General features: G+C 47.3%; 16 protein-coding genes and 1 pseudogene. 3 read left to right on the top strand and 14 right to left on the bottom strand.

The annotated features are described in order from the left end of the window. Nucleotides 1-46: 46 nt before the first annotated feature. The 5 genes from F5971_RS00080 to F5971_RS00060 form a co-directional block, all read right to left on the bottom strand. Nucleotides 47-310, bottom strand: a complete 264-nt coding sequence (locus F5971_RS00080) for a Txe/YoeB family addiction module toxin (protein ID WP_036513782.1) — start codon at nt 308-310, stop codon at nt 47-49. Then, nucleotides 303-557, bottom strand: coding sequence for a type II toxin-antitoxin system Phd/YefM family antitoxin (locus F5971_RS00075; protein ID WP_036513780.1), 255 nt, complete (start codon nt 555-557; stop codon nt 303-305). The genes F5971_RS00080 and F5971_RS00075 overlap by 8 nt, the downstream gene beginning before the upstream one ends. Before the next feature lie 232 nt (nt 558-789). After that, a complete protein-coding gene (locus F5971_RS00070; RefSeq protein WP_036513778.1) occupies nt 790-1,179 on the bottom strand; it encodes a tautomerase family protein in 390 nt (129 codons plus the stop codon). 48 nt (nt 1,180-1,227) lie between these two features. Further along, nucleotides 1,228-2,079, bottom strand: a complete 852-nt coding sequence (locus tag F5971_RS00065; protein WP_157682410.1) for a class GN sortase — start codon at nt 2,077-2,079, stop codon at nt 1,228-1,230. Then, the gene (locus F5971_RS00060) at nt 2,076-4,130 is read right to left on the bottom strand and encodes a marine proteobacterial sortase target protein (protein ID WP_051514622.1); all 2,055 of its coding nucleotides are present in this window, start codon (nt 4,128-4,130) and stop codon (nt 2,076-2,078) included. Before F5971_RS00060 ends, F5971_RS00065 begins: the two co-directional genes overlap by 4 nt. 228 nt (nt 4,131-4,358) lie before the next feature. On the opposite strand from F5971_RS00060, the gene creB reads away from it, so the two are divergent. The 3 genes and pseudogenes from creB to F5971_RS00045 form a co-directional block, all read left to right on the top strand. Continuing rightward, on the top strand, nt 4,359-5,027 hold the full coding sequence (creB, locus tag F5971_RS00055) for a two-component system response regulator CreB (protein ID WP_036513775.1): 669 nt from the start codon (nt 4,359-4,361) through the stop codon (nt 5,025-5,027). Continuing rightward, nucleotides 5,024-6,490 carry a two-component system sensor histidine kinase CreC gene (creC, locus tag F5971_RS00050; protein ID WP_193493339.1) on the top strand — a complete coding sequence of 489 codons (1,467 nt, stop codon included), beginning with the start codon at nt 5,024-5,026 and terminating at the stop codon, nt 6,488-6,490. Before creB ends, creC begins: the two co-directional genes overlap by 4 nt. Before the next feature lie 236 nt (nt 6,491-6,726). Further along, nucleotides 6,727-6,912, top strand: a pseudogene (locus F5971_RS00045) (methionine synthase); the annotation flags it as partial. Between the two features lie 243 nt (nt 6,913-7,155). Here the strand turns inward: F5971_RS00045 and F5971_RS00040 are convergent. The 9 genes from F5971_RS00040 to F5971_RS00005 all read right to left on the bottom strand — a co-directional run bounded on the left by F5971_RS00040 (nt 7,156) and on the right by F5971_RS00005 (nt 18,270). After that, a complete protein-coding gene (locus F5971_RS00040) occupies nt 7,156-11,676 on the bottom strand; it encodes an NACHT domain-containing protein (RefSeq protein ID WP_223116223.1) in 4,521 nt (1,506 codons plus the stop codon). 161 nt (nt 11,677-11,837) lie between these two features. After that, a complete protein-coding gene (locus tag F5971_RS00035; RefSeq protein WP_193493338.1) occupies nt 11,838-12,119 on the bottom strand; it encodes a hypothetical protein in 282 nt (93 codons plus the stop codon). A gap of 43 nt (nt 12,120-12,162) precedes the next feature. After that, nucleotides 12,163-12,693 carry a hypothetical protein gene (locus F5971_RS00030; RefSeq protein ID WP_193493336.1) on the bottom strand — a complete coding sequence of 177 codons (531 nt, stop codon included), beginning with the start codon at nt 12,691-12,693 and terminating at the stop codon, nt 12,163-12,165. A 321-nt stretch (nt 12,694-13,014) separates the two neighbouring features. After that, nucleotides 13,015-13,260, bottom strand: a complete 246-nt coding sequence (locus F5971_RS00025; protein WP_193493335.1) for a hypothetical protein — start codon at nt 13,258-13,260, stop codon at nt 13,015-13,017. A gap of 131 nt (nt 13,261-13,391) precedes the next feature. Next, nucleotides 13,392-13,814, bottom strand: coding sequence for a transposase (locus F5971_RS18355; RefSeq protein WP_223116222.1), 423 nt, complete (start codon nt 13,812-13,814; stop codon nt 13,392-13,394). A 179-nt stretch (nt 13,815-13,993) separates the two neighbouring features. Beyond that, a complete protein-coding gene (locus F5971_RS18350) occupies nt 13,994-14,605 on the bottom strand; it encodes a transposase (protein ID WP_223116221.1) in 612 nt (203 codons plus the stop codon). A 340-nt stretch (nt 14,606-14,945) separates the two neighbouring features. Next, nucleotides 14,946-15,347, bottom strand: coding sequence for an SHOCT domain-containing protein (locus F5971_RS00015; RefSeq protein ID WP_193493333.1), 402 nt, complete (start codon nt 15,345-15,347; stop codon nt 14,946-14,948). Between the two features lie 98 nt (nt 15,348-15,445). Beyond that, nucleotides 15,446-16,060, bottom strand: a complete 615-nt coding sequence (locus F5971_RS18740; RefSeq protein ID WP_425489314.1) for an esterase/lipase family protein — start codon at nt 16,058-16,060, stop codon at nt 15,446-15,448. A 713-nt stretch (nt 16,061-16,773) separates the two neighbouring features. Continuing rightward, nucleotides 16,774-18,270: an SIR2 family protein gene (locus F5971_RS00005; RefSeq protein ID WP_193493329.1), complete on the bottom strand. Its 1,497-nt coding sequence runs from the start codon at nt 18,268-18,270 to the stop codon at nt 16,774-16,776. Nucleotides 18,271-18,500: the final 230 nt, after the last annotated feature.

Raw genomic sequence — 18,500 nt, 5'->3', positions numbered from 1 at the left:
GGGTGTTCCCGGTTACCCGATTAGCTGTCCTGAGAGCGCAACGAATCTAATAGTGATAACGACACGAAATGATCGTAATCGCAGTATCATCCACGGCGTAGACTAATCGATTCGTATCATCTATACGCCGCGACCAAAAACCAGCCAAGTTTTCCTTTAATGGTTCAGGTTTACCAATACCTTCAAAAGGTGATCGTCTAACGTCGTTTAACAGCTTATTTATTCGTTTAAGCGTTTTTTTGTCCTGGGTTTGCCAATACAGGTAATCCGTCCAGGATTCGTCAGTCCATGACAGTAGACGACTACTCATCTATCAAATCTCTGCTCGTTACTTTACCGGCTTTAAATTGTGCAATTGAGCGATTCAAATGCTCAGCATTTGCTGGGGAGCGCAGCAGGTGCACTGTTTCCATTAGACTGTTGTAGTAATCTAGCGACATAACAACAGCATCTTCCGAATCACGGCGGGTAATCACAGCTGTATCTGCGTCATTAACGACAGAGTCTAGCACCGCTTTCAGACTATTTCTTGCTTCAGTAAAAGACACAATTCTCATAGAACCTCCACATGTACATTTTACCGGACAAGTATAACCTCAAAGCCTAACATGTACAATATAACGGACATATCCATTGTGGTAGCTAAAGCCTAAGCGCACTGGTGATGTTGACGTAACGAAGCCGCGACCAAAAGCCAGCTAAGTTTTCCTTTAATGGTTCAGATTGTAACCTGAGGGGACCATGGCTGACGCGGTAGAGCCCTCAGGTTCGTCTCAGTAGTACCGATTTTTAAAAATGGTATCGGTACTCTTGGGTCTTGCCTGCGTAGCCGTATGCGGTAGCCCGGACATCTTGAACGTAAACATAGCTCACTTCATGCAGATCTCCGAGCAATTTGCTGAACCCGTCAAATGCGGCATGGATATACTCGACCTTCTCAGCTTTGGTGTTTGTCTCATCTGTGATTTTGATATCAAAGTAGACACTTTGTTTGCCAAGTTCTGCTAGAGATACTCCACCAATGATCCAGTCGTCCGGATCAACGTAATCGATTGCGATTGACGTTACCTCCGGCTTTTTCTTGAGGATGCGGGTTGTGAGATCCATTAAGAGGCCGGAAATGGACTTTGTCATTTCCGGAGATTTTTTTGCACTTACTTTGACGTTGAGAATGGGCATAGTTGGTTTCCATTAGTTAGCTTTGCAACTATATAGATATAAAAACACTCACTTTAAGGCGGAGCGCACACCACGAACGTTGTTCACCGTATCAGCAAAAACTTCTTCTCCGATGGTGTGCTTAATTCTTGTCGTCACGACTCCACTAGCTTCATTAAGAGCCGCATGAATTTCGACCGCCGCCGCTGTCGGCTGAACGGTTTGCTCTCGACCATCCTGTTCGGAACTTATGCGCTGAATAAAGCCCTTCGCCGCCAGACCATCAAGTGCGCGTGTTGCTGTGGGTCGTGATATGGCCATGTGAACATTATACCCAGGGTGCAGAGGCTTCACAGGCTCAACAGCAGAGGCCATCACCACCAGCCGCAGGGTTCCCCCTGCGGTGAGCGCATCAAAGGGATAACAGGTCACCAGTATCAGTCCATTTGGAAAGGCGGTGGGCATCAGCCGGGTAACGGCCGAATCCACCACCTGAATCTGATCAACCTGGTATATCACAGTTCCGTTATGGTCGCTGAGCATCAACGTCTGACCTGGTTGTATATTCCTCAAGAAGCTGAAGTGGGTATCTCTGTGCCCAGTGATAATCCGTGCGGCATGGGTCATCGCCTGTGCCTGCATATTTTCACCGGGGCCAAAAGCCAGCGAGCTTCCGCTGTCTCCAGCCAGTACAATCTGATCTATATCCATATTAGGCACGCTCAGACGCGCAACCGGCCAGTGGTCAGCCCAGGGCCAGGGTTTTACTGCTGTGCCGCTGTCCAGACTTTCAGCCCAGGCATCGGCCAGCAGCCATTGCGCCAGCCGAGCTTTTGCAGGAATCCACAGGGCCGTTGAGGTGAGGATCATACCAGCAGCCACAAGGGCTGCCAGTATGAAGTTACGGATGCTGAGGGTCATGCACACCACCTTGAACCGGACTTTCTGCGACGCTCCACAATCATGAGGGAAAGTGCTGCCAGCAGTGCCGCAAGTCCTCCGGCGAGGGTCAGCTGATACCCGGTAGCGCCCTGAGCCATGCCCAGATCAAGGCCGTGGGGTTTGGCTGCAGGCACCACCAGCGTTTCGCTCTCTTCCTGTTCAGGACGGACAGGTGTTTTATCAACGGCAACCAGGCTGGTGTATGGCGTAACCAGGTGATACTTAAGACCCAGCGCAATGATTTCAGAACGGATCTGTTCTCCACTGACACCTCTAAGATACCCACGGCGCCAGTCCTGCACCGCACGCTGGGCCCAGTCTGTCATGATACCCCGGGTATTATCCGCCGGTGCCAGTGTCAGTGTTTCCTGCCATGCAGTATCACCGGTACGGCCACTGATACGGACTTCGCCTGTGCCGTTTGCCAGCTTCATCGAAACAGCCAGCGGCTCACCCGAGTAAAGGTCAGGAATTACCGATGGCATCAGGTCTTGAATCCCCTCGCCTTCGATCCGGATATCGGTCATTGCCGGTTTTTCCAGCTTGTTGAACAGCGTTTGCATGGCGCTTTCAGATTCAGACGGAGACGCAATATACGTAAAGGTGCCTCGCCCGGCGACTGCAGCCTCTTCCATAAAGTAACTGTTGGGTGCGCTTCCGATACCCACGGTGAACAGGCGGGTGTTATTGAGACGGCTGCGGATCAGATCAAACAGTTGCTGTTCGTTGGACACACTACCATCGGTGATAAACACGATCTGGCGCAATCTGGGAGTGTCATCATGGCTACGTATACCTGTCAGTGCAGCAGTCAGCGCAGGTGCCATTTCGGTACCACCGCCTGCCTGCAGTGAGTTGATATAGCTGGCGGCCTGCTGACGGCGCCGAGTATCGGCTATAACCGGCTGGTTAAAGAGCGTATCGGTTGAAGAGTTAAACTGAATCACATTAAACGTGTCATCAGATGCCAGCCCATCTATACCGGCCTGCAGCGCTCGGCGTGCGGCTACAATTGAGGTACCCGCCATGGAACCTGATGTATCAATCACAAAGATCACTTCCCGGCTGTAGCGTGCTGTGTGCAGATCCTGAGGCGGCATCAGCATCAGCAGACCATAGTGTTCATCCCCATGCTGCTCAGAGAAAAACGCAGCCGAGGGCTCGTCACTTTCCACCGGTGTCCAGTTCAAAACAAAATCACGGTACTCATCCGGTTCATCCACCAGCAGGCTGATGATGTAGCGACCCTCTTCTGTCTGTTGCTGGCTGATCTGATGTGAAGGGCTGTCCAGGGAGCTGAGTCTGAATCCAGGTTGCAGATTAAGGCTGATCTCAACAGGCCCCGGAGTATGGCTGAATGCGGTTTCGTCATGACCAGTTGAGGCCATCACTGTTTTACGCTCATCCGGCAGTACCTGCCAGCCGCTGCTCAGGCTTGCCTGTCCTTCAACCACACGGCGCACTTCTCCGGGCTGTAGCGGATTATAACGTGGGGTAATCGCCAACGGGAAACCGGCGCTGAACTGGCCATCTTTCCAGACCAGAGTCTGCTGGTACTCAATACTGATGGTGACCTCGCCACCCGGCGGAATATTGGCAACTGATGTGTGAAACAGGTTGGGACGGTCCTGCTCGGTGAGTGCGGCGTTCTGTCCCTGAGATTTTGCCTGCTCATAGGTTGCCCGGGCCTGCTCTTTTTCCTGAATATCACCCTCGATAATGCGGTCTCCTATCTGCATTTTCAGGTGATCGACGGCTGCCTCACCTGGCAGAGGGAACAGATACAGTGCCTCTGTCCAGTTATCTGTGGGGTTATGGAATACCTGGGTCACCTGAGCGCGCAGCACAGAGCCTGTAATCTCCATGGCCACACGGGTGCTGACCAGCGGCATATCCTGCTTTTTCCCCTGCTCATCACGGGATACCAGAGTACCCTGAGTAACAGCATCAGCAACCACATTCTGTGCACATCCTAGTATCAGACAGGCCAGAATCAGTGGGCGCGTTCCTTTGTGTGAAAATATACGCATGTCTCTTCTCCTCATTAAGATGAGACGAGTATCTGCTTTCTGTTTGAGGAAAATATGAAGTGAGTGTGAAGTCCTGTTTTTCTGTGAAACAAGAACACCAGATTAAACTCAGGTACAGGTGGCACGCACCCTAGTGGTAGGGTCTACAGCTTTACACTAGCTGATCTGCCAGAGATAATGTGAGCATATGCACCACTTATGGACCGGCGTTTTGACAGAGGGAACACCATGGCGGTACTGATTGTTGAGGATGAGCCCTCTATTGCTGACACCATACGCTATGCGCTGGAAACCGAGCGCATGGATAACATCTGGGTCACCACCGGACAGCAGGCTCTGGATGCACTCAGCGAGGGTAATATAGAGCTGGTTCTGCTGGATATCGGCCTTCCCGATATGAGTGGATTTGATGTCTGTCGGGTCATCAGACAGACATCCTCGGTGCCGGTGGTGTTTCTGACCTCCCGCCATGAAGAGATCGACCAGGTGCTGGGTCTTGAACTGGGCGCTGATGATTACATCACCAAACCCTTCAGTCCCCGGGTGCTCACGGCCCGTATCCGTGCCCGCCTGCGCCAGCCTCCGGAAGCGGCAAGTATCACCCCTGCCGGTTTCAGTCACGATGCAGATGGCGCCAGAATCACGCTGAATGGTGTCTTGCTGGATCTGAGCCGCTATGAATACCGCCTGCTACTGTTACTGATGAGCCATCCCGGCAGAATCTATTCCCGTGAGCAGTTAATGCAACAGGTGTGGGAAGAGCCTGAACGCAGCTTCGACCGCACTGTCGATACACACATCAAAACCCTCAGGCGCAAAATCCGTGACATCAGCGAAAACTGTGACCCGCTCAAAACCCGCCGTGGTCTTGGCTACAGCTTTGAGGCGGACGCATGAGCCTGAGATTACGCCTGATTCTGGTGTTTCTGTTTTCAGTGCTGACAGGCCTTGGCAGTGTGGTTTACTGGGTACTCGATGAGCTGGAGCCCCGTTATCAGGAAGCTCAGGAGGAGATTCTGGTCGATATATCAGAAATGATGGCCACTCTGATCGCCAACGAAGGCGTCAGCTTCAGCGAAAGCGGTGACACCGTGATCGACACACATCTGGCTGAACGGCTCTTTGCAGGGCTGGCCGGCAGGCCGCTAAACGCACAGATTTATGATCTGCTTAAAACCGAAGTTGATCTGAGAATGTATATCACCGATGTCAGAGGCACCGTAATTTTTGATTCTCATTACACCGATACTGGCCGCGACTATTCCCAGTGGCGCGATGTCTATCTGACTCTGCGCGGTCATTATGGTGCCCGCAGCAGCGACGATGTACCCGGCCAGAGTGATACCAAACGGCTCTATGCCGCAAGCCCGGTGCTGTATCGCGGTGATATTATCGGTGTGGTGTCCACCGGAAAGCCCACCCACAACATCAACCGCTTTATCAGCCAACTGAGCACCAACCTGCTCTGGATTTCACTGGTCGCTGCACTGGCAACGCTGTTGACCGGTCTGGTGATCACCCTCTGGATTACACGGCCCCTGCTCCGCCTTGAACAGTATGCCAAAGGGGTTTCCAGAGGCGAACGCCCCGCTCTGCCTGCGCTTGGTCATAATGAAGTTGGGCGTGTAGGTAAAGCGCTTGAAAACATGAAAGCCGCACTGGATGGCAAATCCTATGTGACAGATTATGTGCAGAGCCTGACGCACGAACTGAAAGCCCCGATCGCTGGCATCCGTGGTGCAGCAGAGCTGTTACAGGAACCCATGTCCGATGCACGGCGCAATCAGTTTCTCAATAATATTATTGAGCAAGGTTCAAGGATGCAGGAGCTGATCGAGCGCTTGCTGAAACTGGCCGCCATTGAATATCAGAGCAGCCTGGAACGACACGACAAAGTCGTACTGAAAGAGCTGATCACAGCAGTCTGCCGGAGCCTTGAAGACTATGCCAGCCAGCACAGAGTCAGCCTTGAATACAGCTGTGACCCTTCCCTGTCCATCACCGGCGACAGTACACTGCTGCAGGATGCACTGAGCAACCTGATCCGGAACGCCATAGAGTTCTCACCGCCTGAGTCAGCTGTACTGATCGGCGCCATACAAAGCGATGGTTCTGTTTACATCAGCGTAAAAGATTCCGGGCCCGGTGTACCGCCTTTTGCCGAAGAAAAACTGACCCAGCGCTTTTTCTGTCTGCCCCGGACAGATGGCAGCAAAGGCAGTGGGCTGGGGCTGAGTTTTGTTCATGAAATCATGCAATTGCATAACGGAAAGCTGAATTACCACCGCGAAACGGAACCACCAGCCACTGTGTTTTCACTGACACTGCCAGTTGAGTGTAACCTGCCGAACGGAGTTTGATTTTATAGACTGAGTCATACCCACTTAGCTTGTCCGCAGGAACTCGCGGATTTTCCAATCTCTCTGCCAGCTTCTTTTTAAACTGGCTCTGGATTAGTGCTCCAAGCTTTGCCAATTCGTAGTCATTCATCATCTCCATCAAGGCTTCATAGGTTTCTGCCGGAATCAGGTAAGCCGCCGGAGTGGATATCATGCAATTTGATGAGTCGGCCTTTAACGTGTTTTTTGATGATCTGGTGGCAACCGATACCATCGAGATCGCGGAAACGCTGAGAAAGGCCCTGCAGTTTGTTGACGCCGACAAGCTGTATCCTTGCACTAACTGTGGCATGGCACCTTTATCCCGCCAGATTGCAACAGGCAAGCTCAGTGCCTTGGCGGCAGGGACACAAATTGTGCGCAATGAATTACTGGCGAGATAATATCCAGCAAATGTGAGGATGAGACGAATATAACAGTAATAATCTGTCCAGGATTCGTCTGTCCATGACGAGCCTGTAGACGACTACTCATCTATCAGACTAAAGGCCATTGTGACTATGGTTATTTAGCTAGTTCAAAGCCCCCGTCGGCTGTATTCTTGACGTACTCCTGTGGTCCGCGGTTGCTGTCTGCTGTCTGCTGTCTGCTGTCTGCTGTCTGCTGTCTGCTGTCAGGCGCATGCGTTACTCCTCTTTACGAAAATGCAAACTTCCAACGGGACGGTCATTTTCTAGCCAATAGACGCCGCTATAAACCAAGCGACCAAAGAACTCGCTCGATCCCAAGTCCGAAGAAAAAAGCTCTTTTTCTCCTCCAATGAGCCAAAGAATCTTCAAATTATTCTTTGCCATCCATTCGTTTAGTGCATCTGTTTGCATCAAGGCGTACTTGGGTCCATATTCTTCAACACTGGGATCAGTGAAAACAATATCTTCTCCCACCCTCCAGTTTCCGAACTCATTTGGTACCCTTTCCATTCCAAGTTCATTAACCAATTCCTTGGCAGGCAGGTAAATCGACAACGTTTCATCTATGGAATGATCGAAGTTTCCCCGCTCCCAGAAGTATTCCGATACAGGGACGATGTGTTTTGCAGGAATAAGACCATGAAAGTCAGAATCTACGTCGTGCCAATTAGATAGCTGGTCGTAAACTGGATGCCAGGGATATTCACCGAGAAATCCATCGCTAACTTTGGGAATCGAGACAGTATGGGGATCAATCAAACTTCCTTTGGAGGCCTCCCTTTTTACTTTATTAAAATCGCTTTCACTTACTATGACGGAATTTATCCTGAACCAGCAATCAAGTCGTGGAGCCTTTTTATTTTCTGCCGATTTCCCTTGCTTCTGCGACCAAAACCCCCTTACAACATACCATTCTTGATCTTTAGCAGATTTACTCACGGTCAGAAGTTGAGAAAAATCCGGTAGATTTTCCCGATTCCATAGATAGGATTTCTGATCCTCTAACTCTTGCAATTGATCGATAGGAAAGCGGTAGGGTTGCCACCAAGTCGTCTGCTCGTTGTGGTACGTCCGGTACTCGCCACTCTTTCGAAGCCAATTGGTGGGATCAATGTCACGTCTGGATAGTTGCCACGGTCCATAATAAGCTCGATCTTCAAGATCACTATATCCGCGATCAATCCAGTACATATTGTCTGATAAGTGAGCAAGAAACTCATGAAGCCCTATCCATTGGTACTTCTTGCCGACTCGTTCCATTGCACTTACAGGGGGACCTTCGCCGCGCCCGCGTGAACAGGAGCGCTCGAACGCTGAAAAAAGCTCCTTCTTCCATCCCATTTTATAGGCGCGCTTGCATACCCAGCGCTGTGCCCACATGCGGCTAAAGTCCGCAGGTCGATCATTAGCGAGGCCGGTTAGCCACCGTAAATGCTCCTGCCCTTGACTATCGAGCTTTTCTCTAACTCTGTCCAAGAACGCTTCTCGTTCGTCCCTTTTTCTTCGAATGTCTTCATCAGAAGGTCGCTCGTAATCCCCTTCGCCCTGTAATTGAGCCATCCATTCTTCAATATTGACAGGCTCACTTTTCTCCGGCCCGATAAATGCGAGAAACTCTTCTTTAAGGCCACCATCGAGAAACTCTTCGGCAAACCGGACCTTTAACTCGTAGCCATTTAGAATCTCATCTTGATCGATAGGTGTTGAAGACCAATCATGGACACAGCTCATTGTGTAGTTCCCAAAATCGCCTGGGAATCCCATCAGTGAATTCTTGATATTTGAATAATCCTCATCGGCTGCGAGCTCGTCGATCTCCTCTTTCGTTGGATTGTCCAAGGGCCAGGCACTACTATATGGCGGCCTGAATAACCGAGGGTCTATTCCCTCAGGCAACACGCCTTTCGAAAGTGCCCGTTCGAGTATACCTCTGGCATAATCCCTGAGAAGGATGTGAGGAATAGGCTGCCCGTCCGCGAAGAATTTGTCGAACACAAGCTTTGCAATATCTGTAATAACCGTATCTTCCTCGATATTGCATGCGGCACCGTAAATAGCGGCATATAGCCTCTCAACAAGATATAGATCGTTAACATCACAAAATTCGGAAAACAGGCCTTCGATAATCTGGGGCCTTTCAACAAACAAGCGCACGAGCGACTTGGTGGCGCAGTCTCTTACCTTGCGGTTCGATGTTGTCAGAAACCACAACAAAACAACCGCGCATAGACGGATTCGCTCCTCTTTCGCATCACGAATATCGCCGAAACAAGCCCATTCTATGAGTGTCCGCTCAGTCGATTCATGCCCATCCTCTTCTGAACTATCTCCCCTCGCAATACGGATAGACCAGAAATGGTCACGCTCCGCAATCTCTTTATCTATCAGGTTTTTATGAAGAAGCCAAGCATTCCAGGGGTGGTCGGGTTCGGTAGAAAGCTTAAGCAAAATATCTAACGCCGGACTCGAATATTCCGTATTGTCGACATTTGTGTTCAAAATTTCGAGCGTTCTATCAGAAAATGAATCCGCTGAGCGCCAGAGAACAGTATTTTTAAATAGTTGGCTGATTTCCCAAGGCGAAACCTCAACATCTTCAGGTATGAGATCAGTGAGTTCAATCTGGAACTTCTCAGCAATAGCGATGAATAAGGCCTCAACTATACCGGCAACCTGATAGATGCCTCGATCTCTCAAAGTCTGGCCAAGAGGCTCCTTTTCATCAAATATCGTTGCGACGGTACTGCTATCATGGTCGCCCAGTATCTGCCGTGCTACGCACACGTCACTAAACCGTTCATAGGTATAACGTATGACAGGATGACCGTTTTTATCGTCCTCGTAGGAAATATCTTCGGCAAGGACGCCTTCATGCAGCAGAAGATTGAAAAAATCATCTCCACCCTTTAGCGGAGCGATATCAAAATCATTAATGAGCCTACGTGCACCACCGATAGGAATTCCCGAGAGATGATCGGGATAAAGCCTCGAAGAGAATCCGAGCAACGCGTTCTGCACTATTTTTTCCGCAGGGTTGTACTGCTTCTTCACTGCAATCGTATTTTCAACGCTTTCTAGGTAGAACTCGAATAACTGTGTCAGCCCACTTAACCCCTTGGGGAACGATCTCTGCCCGGAGCTTTTGAGAGCCTTACAACAGGTTTTCAGAAAAAGTGGATTTGAAAATTCCGGTGCAAGAATAGGTGCACTAGGCTTGGAAATCCCCTGCGCAGAGAGATACTTCTCTGCGGCGCGGTGCTCAAACCCCTGGAACCCCTGATGATGAATCTGAACGAGACAATTCTTATCGACACTATCTGGCAACATATACCTGCAATAGGTTGAACGGCAGCTAATCAGAAGCGAGATATTTTCAAACCTTGAGATATCGTACAAAAAGCCTCTTATAAAATCCCGCCATTGATCGCGGCACGGCCCTTCATTAATGGCATCAATTACGATAAGCGCCCTGCATTTTCCAGCCTCTCCGGCTGCATCGATTGCCCCTAAAACCTGATTATTGTTAAATTGATGTAGGCCGAGACTTTGCTTCACAAAATCAAAGGGGTTTCCGCCGCCGTACTGTGCCCCGAGTAAGAAAATAGTTGGCAGAGTCTCACCTACCCGGTGAAGCGCCAGATCACATAGAAGGTGTGATTTCCCAATTCCCGCTTCGCCGTGGAGGAGCGCTGCCCCTACTTCGTATGCTTGCGCTGAAAGGGATTGAAGAAAGCTTTCAATTTCTCTGAGAGAGCTGTAAAAGTTTCCTGAATAGTGACGGAAGTATCTACTGCCAGACTCTTCCTCGAGCATCTTACCTTCGATCAATTCGCAAAGGTCACGAAACGGCGGATCTATATTTTGAAGTGCCCCTTTCAGCACGTTCAGATCGTATCTAGCAGGTTGATTCTTCAGCCAAGCTGTTAGCAGCGCCATAAATACAGTATATGCGCTCTCTAGCCCGGTCAAATCAATTCCACTGGCATCTTCAATCTTGCTGCTAGTAACAAACCGGATGAACTGCTCATACTTTTCTTCAAGTTCTACTTTCTGTGCTGAGATTTCCGACCACCAGCCATCATTGGCGCAAAGCCCGTCAAACAGCTTGGCTATCGGTAAATCTACGTGAAACTCCGGCGTGAACCGGTCACCCAAAGTATCTCTACTCTTAAGGGCCTGATAGCGAAGATCATCAGAGCACAGGACTGGTTCGTTAAACCAGTAAAGACGCCGCCCTGAGTATCTGGGGTCATCAATGACAAGCATGGATGTAAGTTCATGCTTGCCCCAAAACGCAAACTCTATCGTTCGTCCAGCCGCAGTAGCAGATGTAGTCCACGTCTCAACACGCGCCCTCCATTCATCCTCTACTGACGTAACCTTATTACCGCCTTTGCCGTGCTTTCTACTATCGGTCTTATCGAGCGGCAAACAAACAACATAAGCGTTCATATTAAGATGCTTAGACAGGGCTGTTTCAAATGACTCATCAAGCTGACCCCAGCGAGAAGAATTCATATCTCCCGTGAAGTACTTGGCCTGCCAGCAAATTTCCCTGTCATCATCCAGAATCCAGTAGCACTCGACCCCTGCATCACCGCCTGCACCCTCTTTTCTTACAAATCTTTTAGCGTTTGTCGGTTTCTCCAAATGCGCTAATTGGCAAACCAGCTCTTCAAAGCCCGAGTTCTGGCTACCGTCAAAAGTGCGAATATTTGTAAAGTTAATCTCTATCATTGTTTCTTAAATCTTCTCGGGGTTTCGTTAAATTCAAGTGCGGAGAACTCTGTGAGTAGATTCTGTGGGAAGTTTGCTTGATTGCGTTCCGCTTTGGTCGAAAGTAACCGTTCGCAATTGAAGCTGGCTTCCATCCAACGCCTGCGCCGTGCTTGGCCTAGTTAGGTTTCATATTGGGGCGGCATGTAGTTCCTGTCATTAATGCGCTCGAATTCCATCAAGAAGCCGGATATCTGGTCGAATAGCGACGGGTTCCAAGCTTTCGCTGCGAAGCCGAACGCAAGTATACCTCTGTAGATGTAATTCCAAAGATCTTCTCGATACTCCGCGTGACGTTCAGTAGCGAGCAACCCGTTGACATAGAAGTGTGGCGGGGTGCCGCCATACATATCCATAATTTGCGGTGAAGCAGCGTGAGCAAAACCCGAATACCCTTTCGTCATCGTTCTGGAAAGCTCCATCCCTGTACTAGGGTCTAGGCCCTAGTTATGTGTATATTTCATCATATGCCGTTGCGAGTATGCGCTTGATTTCATTTTCTCGTTCACTAAAGCCATCGATCATCTCCTGAACTCTATACAAACTAGATATTGCTCTATTAGAGAAAATACTATGCATTTCGTCTAAATCATCTTCATATTCATATTCACCGAGACAGTCAGCCAACTTCACCAATCCTGATAGACTCGCTAAAGACTCAGCATGATTCATTGACGTTTTTGCTTTCATAAGTGACTCTGATACAGAAATTGAATTATCATGATCCATTTCTTCGAGCCCTTCTTTAGCAAAACCAGCAGATATTCCTCGTCGATGAACAGCCAGGCTCAAATAAAAAATACTATCTTCGCACTTAAGAGCTGCTTCCTTTACGAGATCATTTTTAGCATCGAGTTTAGATTTATTTATCTCATGGCTGAATCTTTTAGTTGCTAAAAAATAGGTAGAAAGCCCACTAATTAACGCTCCAAGGCCTATTTTTACCGTAGTATCGAGAATTTCAAGAGCTGTAGTCATGTAGACTTTCTCTTATTGATACGCATAACGAGCCTGTAGAAAAACCTAATTCCGACAAGTTTTCCTACCGAAACCCACTATATATTATTCATTTTCAATTACTGACTTCAGTCAGCAATCACTTATTTACTCTGTCTTTTTAGCTTTTATTTTTATAGACCTTAAGCAATGAGCCTTTCAGAGCCTCATTCACAAGCCAACTCATCCTGATTTTCGCTGCCTTATCCACTCAATCCACCGTATTTCGCTAACTTCTCAACATTATGCACCAAACAGAACAATTGCCACTACCCCTGAACCTTGTTTTTGCCTCGTAAGCTATTAACCTGGTGGCAGTTCTTCAGCCTGCTTGACAAGGACTATCAGGCTGGTTTTATTGTCACCTTCAAGATCTTTCTTTGAAGGAAAATCAACTAAACCTACGCTTACATTTATTGAACTCCTTAGGTTAATATCATTTATATATTCTGCTAGCTTTTCATCCATATCGTTCATTTTCACCCCAACCCCATCGAAAATATAACGAGCCTGTCGGATTAGACATTTTGAAATCAAAATCCCCAGCATCAACAGCCCCGCCCTTTATTCTAATATTTACTTACCGCCCAAATCGATGACCTCAATCACCCATTCGAACAACCTGTATTCGATAACTGATTAACTTAAGGTTACTTTATCCGCAACTCTTGTACTTCACCTCACTGTTGCCCATGTGTCGCTATTTTCTCGATATTGTGCACCATGCAGTACATTAACCACTGCGCATTGACCTTGTTTTTACCCCTTAAGGTAAATCGATTCAGTCCCTTATTGCTTTCTAGATTACCAAACACGGGTTCTACCGTGCCCAATCGCTGGCTGTAGATATACCGACCCATCGGGCTGTCTATCTTTTGCTTCATTTTCTCAATAAACCCTGGAGCAGCTTTGCGATCACTCAGTGCAAAGCTCACTTGGCTTCCATCCGTTTGATTCACTCGGCGCAGACACTGATGCTTTAATGGGCAATCTCGGCAATGCTGGCGGTAACCTTGGAAGCTAATCATGTCTTGGTCAGCAATCTTACCCTTAAAGCGTTTCCACATCGGCTTAACCGCCGGACAACGGCGGGTTTCAGTCACAGGATCATAATCAAAGTCGGCAGGTGTAAAGCGCTGCTCTACCTGACCACCACGCTCTTTGCGGCGTTGAGCCTTAGCTTCATTGAACGTGAGCGAGTCTGCAAACCTAGGATCACGCTTACGGAACTGATTATCTGCGATGTAGCTATCTGCTAAGTGTTTTTTATCTTGGCTGAAACCTATTCAAGCTTCACAATCTGAGCACACTCACTGGCGGTGACTTCTAGGGGTTGACCCTGTTGATCACCCGATTGATGCGCTTTAAGCATTCGCCCCACGGCGCGATCAATTTTTGCCTTCTTACGGTTCAATTCTGTATGTGTGCCACTCCACTCCTTGGCGGCATTCGAGGACATCTTGCAGCCATCAATCGCGAACATCTCCCGTCCGATTAGATTTAAGCTATCACACACCATTAGAACGTGTGTGAACAAGGGTGCAATCACCTCATCCATTCGAGAGATGAAATCGGCTAGGGTGCTGTGATGGGGTTGGCTGTCAGCTGACAATGCCATGAACAGGATATTCTCACGGCAGGCTTGGGCGATCTTGCGGCTGCTGACAATGCCTCTAGAATAAGCGAATAGCACGACCTTCAGCAGAATTGCCGGATCATAGGCTGGTGCGCCGTTGTAGTCATTGCGATAGCGAGATTCAAACACGCTGAGATCTAAATCATTATCCACGACATGATTCAGCGTATATTCGAACGTGCCAAGTTGGATCTGATCCGAAAACCGCAGAGGTATCATCTTTGTTTGGTTGTAATCGTAGTGTTTATAACGCGCCATCGCTTGCCACCTCTGAGGTAAAGTTCAGTTAACGGATTTTAGCCTTCATCTGCCGCATAAGCCAAGGGTCTGGGACTAATCCGACAGTCTCAAACGCTTGGTTAACCTGCAAATTACGGAGGGCGCAGCCCGGTGTAATTTGTCGGGTTGAACCACGCGTTAGAATTTATAATTCAGAACAAGAGCAACCAACGCGGCAACTGGCAAAACCGAAATGGCACCACACGCGATTTTAATGTAGCCGCCGCGTCTTGCCTCTTGTTATTCGTTTTCAATCGTGCGCCCTAGTCCTTAAATATACTGCGGCAATTGTACTTACACCGAAGAAATAATGTCCACGCTATACCTCATCTAGGATCTTTGCCCTCCTAGCCTCAAACTCTTCTGGGGTAATTAATTCCTTGTCAAGAAGCAGCTTTAATTTCTTAACTCTCGCCACCAACGGTTCTTGATTATGATCTGCAACAAACTTTTGCGAACGGATCTGTGAGACCACCAAACCCATAGCGTCATCCAGCGCCTTTCTACTTCCCCACGCTTTTCTAATGTCACTAGGATTCAATATCCTGACATGACTCGTCAGGTTGTTCTGCTGTAGCTTCCAACCTCCGACAACTGCAAGATCCCGCCACCATAGCTTGCCTCCCAGCGTTGCTATCTCCAAATTTCCGGAGCATCTTTGGATTAAGTCATCCATAGCATGGTTTTCGTAGATAAATTTAAATTTTTCAGCTGTGTTCATTTCATTTCTCTTGCAAAAGACAATGGAAAAGCAAATGTTTCCAGGAAATTCAATACAGCCATAGCCGTAGCATAGTCCCTCATTATCATTAAGTGGTCTCAGGGAACCTGCACAAAGTCAACCATCTCGTCCAAATACACCGAAGAAACAGCCACAACGCCGTCATTGGGCCCTCGGAAAGCCGCGCGGGTAGTTCGCCAGGATTTCAGCCCAGCAATCCCGCCAAATGCGATATGTGGCGGGCACTCCAAGTCGAGCGACTGTACAAAATCCCGCGTCAAACTGGCGATTGGCTTGTGAAGACCCCGAAGCGGCTCCGGTACAACTATCTGATGTGCGTCAGCTAGGACAGTTCCATTATTTGGGACAGCAACAAAAACACAAGCAGCGGTTTTATCGGATATGGCGGTGATTTTCAGGAGCATCCTGACTACTATTCCGCCGGTGCTATGGGCAACGAAATGTATTCGCCTGATAGGATGATCATTGACAACACGACAAACAACATCCATTAACTGAGTCACACAGCTTCTCAAATTCTGGAAGGTTATATCAAGATCAACAGGAAAAACACGATGCTGCGTCGTCAAAACCCTAGCCATTTGATTGACTGAACTCGAGTCACTGCGAAACCCGTGTACTATAAATACAACCGACTCATTGGGAGATGCCGAGAAATTCAAACTGAACCTCCAAACTACTTGGACTTGCACTCTTTAGGCGCCCGACTGAGCAATCTCCACGCTGCACAACGAACGTCAAAAATTCGCATTTCTCGTTCATATATTCACTATATTCTAACGCCGCGCTCTGCGGAAAATTTGGTCAAGTAGGTCAAAGGAACCTCCTCGAACCTCTCAATTCATACGGCTCTTCACGTTCAACTATTTAACAATACCTTACGCCAGTGCGAAAAAGCCCATGGGTAGTCCCGCATAACTTTACTCACTCGTTTTGCTGTCTGCATAAGGATCTTGAGCTTCTTGTACTTCTTCAGTCCCCAGCGACTTAGCCGCTTGTCAAAATGAAACAATACATTGCGGATAATACTTTTTCCATACAACCCATAATACTGATACCACTCTATCAGGCGGCACAACGCAAAGCCACGTATATCCACTAGCCCTAGGAAGACGCTCATTTCCCAGTTTCGACAACATTTTTACATATCGACACTTCATCGACGGTTTACTTTCGTTCATCTCTTCTGAACTTACCTGACAGTTAATCATACTGCCTTTTCCCTATCGCTCACGACATGCACTCTTAATACGTGCCGCATAGGGCGGTTTGATTCCTGCATCTGGTTGCCGGAACCGAGGGGCCTGCCCTCATCTTTAATACAGCAAGAAAGGGGGTTAGCCTTTCGTCATGACACACGAGCGCAGCGTAGGTGCCTCCGTCAACAGCCATTTGTTATAGATTATTAATCGCCATACATTTTTTGATCGTAAATACAAAGCAGTTTTCTGTAAGGTGTGTCAGATTTATCTTCGAAGTTCCGAAGAAACGTCTCTAACTCGTCAAGCATAATATTACCGGTATTTGATAGCCACAATATTGCATTTATTTTATTGCTTTCCGTTATATTCGCATCCTCTAAAATCTCATTAATCGAAGAGTGCTTTGATTTGCATGAATCAGGAACAGAACCAAGTGCACCTTCCACCTTCCTATCCTGTTGTGCCTTAAGCTCATCAACTCGTTTTATACTGGTACAAGTCTTGCTAAATCCATAAATTGGAAAGTATTGCGCACTCTGGATGGTATGCTTATTTATAAGCTCCAGTAATTGAGAATTTGACTCATCTATTATTTTGAAGTAATTTGCCATCATTTCTGATGCAGTTTGATACTGGTACTGAATGGTTTTAGAAGAGCCAATGGCAATTATTTTGTCGCTATTTTTTATTGAATCAAGATCTTCTGTTATATTTACTTTAATATCTCCTCCTGCATATATCTCTTTCACTATGTTTTGAACTTTCCGAACATCCATCGCGGATACTGGAAGGGTTAATGCAGAGAGTGCGGCGTAAATTTCTTTGAAATTATCTGTCTTTATTTTATTGATTCTTATGGTGGAGTAACCCTCCAGATCAATATCATGTTCAACAACCTCTAATGAATCAGAACCTTTCTCATATTCTACTAACAAAAAGTTCCTTCTTATTTTATTTGCTTCATCCGAATTTGGCTCAACGTAGGTAAAAATAGTTTTCAGAATACTTTTGATGTTATCATCACCTATCCCATAGCCCAAAAATAAAATAGGGTTGTGTATAAACATGGACAGAAGTTGGGCTCTGATTAGCTCGTACTTGCTATCGAAGTGAGAATAGTCCGATTCAGTGATTATAATTCGGAGCGGGTCTGAAATGCATCCATGTATTTTGTATACAGACCCATAAGGATTGCTTAGCAATATATCATTGCCAATAAGAGGTATAAATTCAAAATTCTCTTCCACAAAAAGATCGTAATTTGTTGTAATTATCGAAGCTATATTTTTACGAATTTTTTTTAGCTCCGAGAGTTCCTCTTGCATCTCGGATTTTACATCAGCTTCTTTAAGAAGCCTAGATAAATATATCTTAAACCTGCTGCAATTTATATCATTCTCCATGAAATTGTAAAATGTATCATTTACCTCTTTAAATTTTCCGTTACGATCATTTTGTAATTCATGGTTGAATTTTTTTTCTAGATCCGCTGCAATTTTTGTGTAGTCATATCTTCCATCAGATTCTGATCCCGATTTAAGGTCCAAATAATACTCACTATTTCCACTTAGCTCATACGCCACGTGTCGTAGTAAGCCGTCCCATGTATATGAGTTTTTGAGATATCTAAGACTAATTCCAGTGCCTATGAAAAGGATCGGGTGATTGCTAAAGCCGGAAACATAATCTTTGATATTCATGCCCTGTCCTTATGTGAAAATTGAGAACATCTATAACAAACAAATAAGCGGTTATACGGCGGCGCAGCCGCAGCTATAACCGACTGTTGAACGCCGCTCAGCACCACGGAAAAATCATGAAACCCCGCATGTCTCTAAGACTTGCGATAAATACTCTCGACTCATCGCTGCCTTCTTTCGCTTCCTTTGAATGCCTGCTTTAAAGGTCTTTTCACTTTTCAAGAAGTTCA

The sequence above is a fragment of the Nitrincola alkalisediminis genome (assembly GCF_009821115.1).
Lineage (GTDB): Bacteria > Pseudomonadota > Gammaproteobacteria > Pseudomonadales > Balneatricaceae > Nitrincola > Nitrincola alkalisediminis.
This window is presented reverse-complemented; position numbering and strand designations above follow the sequence as displayed.

What these genes read in the sequence shown, in the direction of transcription:
- F5971_RS00040 (WP_223116223.1), bottom strand. Translation starts at nt 11,676, where the DNA reads ATGATAGAGATTAACTTTACAAATATTCGCACTTTTGACGGTAGCCAG.
- creC (WP_193493339.1), top strand. Translation starts at nt 5,024, where the DNA reads ATGAGCCTGAGATTACGCCTGATTCTGGTGTTTCTGTTTTCAGTGCTG.
- F5971_RS00035 (WP_193493338.1), bottom strand. Translation starts at nt 12,119, where the DNA reads ATGACGAAAGGGTATTCGGGTTTTGCTCACGCTGCTTCACCGCAAATT.
- F5971_RS00065 (WP_157682410.1), bottom strand. Translation starts at nt 2,079, where the DNA reads ATGACCCTCAGCATCCGTAACTTCATACTGGCAGCCCTTGTGGCTGCT.
- F5971_RS00080 (WP_036513782.1), bottom strand. Translation starts at nt 310, where the DNA reads ATGAGTAGTCGTCTACTGTCATGGACTGACGAATCCTGGACGGATTAC.
- F5971_RS00030 (WP_193493336.1), bottom strand. Translation starts at nt 12,693, where the DNA reads ATGACTACAGCTCTTGAAATTCTCGATACTACGGTAAAAATAGGCCTT.
- F5971_RS00075 (WP_036513780.1), bottom strand. Translation starts at nt 557, where the DNA reads ATGAGAATTGTGTCTTTTACTGAAGCAAGAAATAGTCTGAAAGCGGTG.
- F5971_RS00060 (WP_051514622.1), bottom strand. Translation starts at nt 4,130, where the DNA reads ATGCGTATATTTTCACACAAAGGAACGCGCCCACTGATTCTGGCCTGT.
- F5971_RS00015 (WP_193493333.1), bottom strand. Translation starts at nt 15,347, where the DNA reads ATGAACACAGCTGAAAAATTTAAATTTATCTACGAAAACCATGCTATG.
- F5971_RS00070 (WP_036513778.1), bottom strand. Translation starts at nt 1,179, where the DNA reads ATGCCCATTCTCAACGTCAAAGTAAGTGCAAAAAAATCTCCGGAAATG.
- F5971_RS18350 (WP_223116221.1), bottom strand. Translation starts at nt 14,605, where the DNA reads ATGGCGCGTTATAAACACTACGATTACAACCAAACAAAGATGATACCT.
- creB (WP_036513775.1), top strand. Translation starts at nt 4,359, where the DNA reads ATGGCGGTACTGATTGTTGAGGATGAGCCCTCTATTGCTGACACCATA.
- F5971_RS00005 (WP_193493329.1), bottom strand. Translation starts at nt 18,270, where the DNA reads ATGAATATCAAAGATTATGTTTCCGGCTTTAGCAATCACCCGATCCTT.
- F5971_RS00025 (WP_193493335.1), bottom strand. Translation starts at nt 13,260, where the DNA reads ATGCTGGGGATTTTGATTTCAAAATGTCTAATCCGACAGGCTCGTTAT.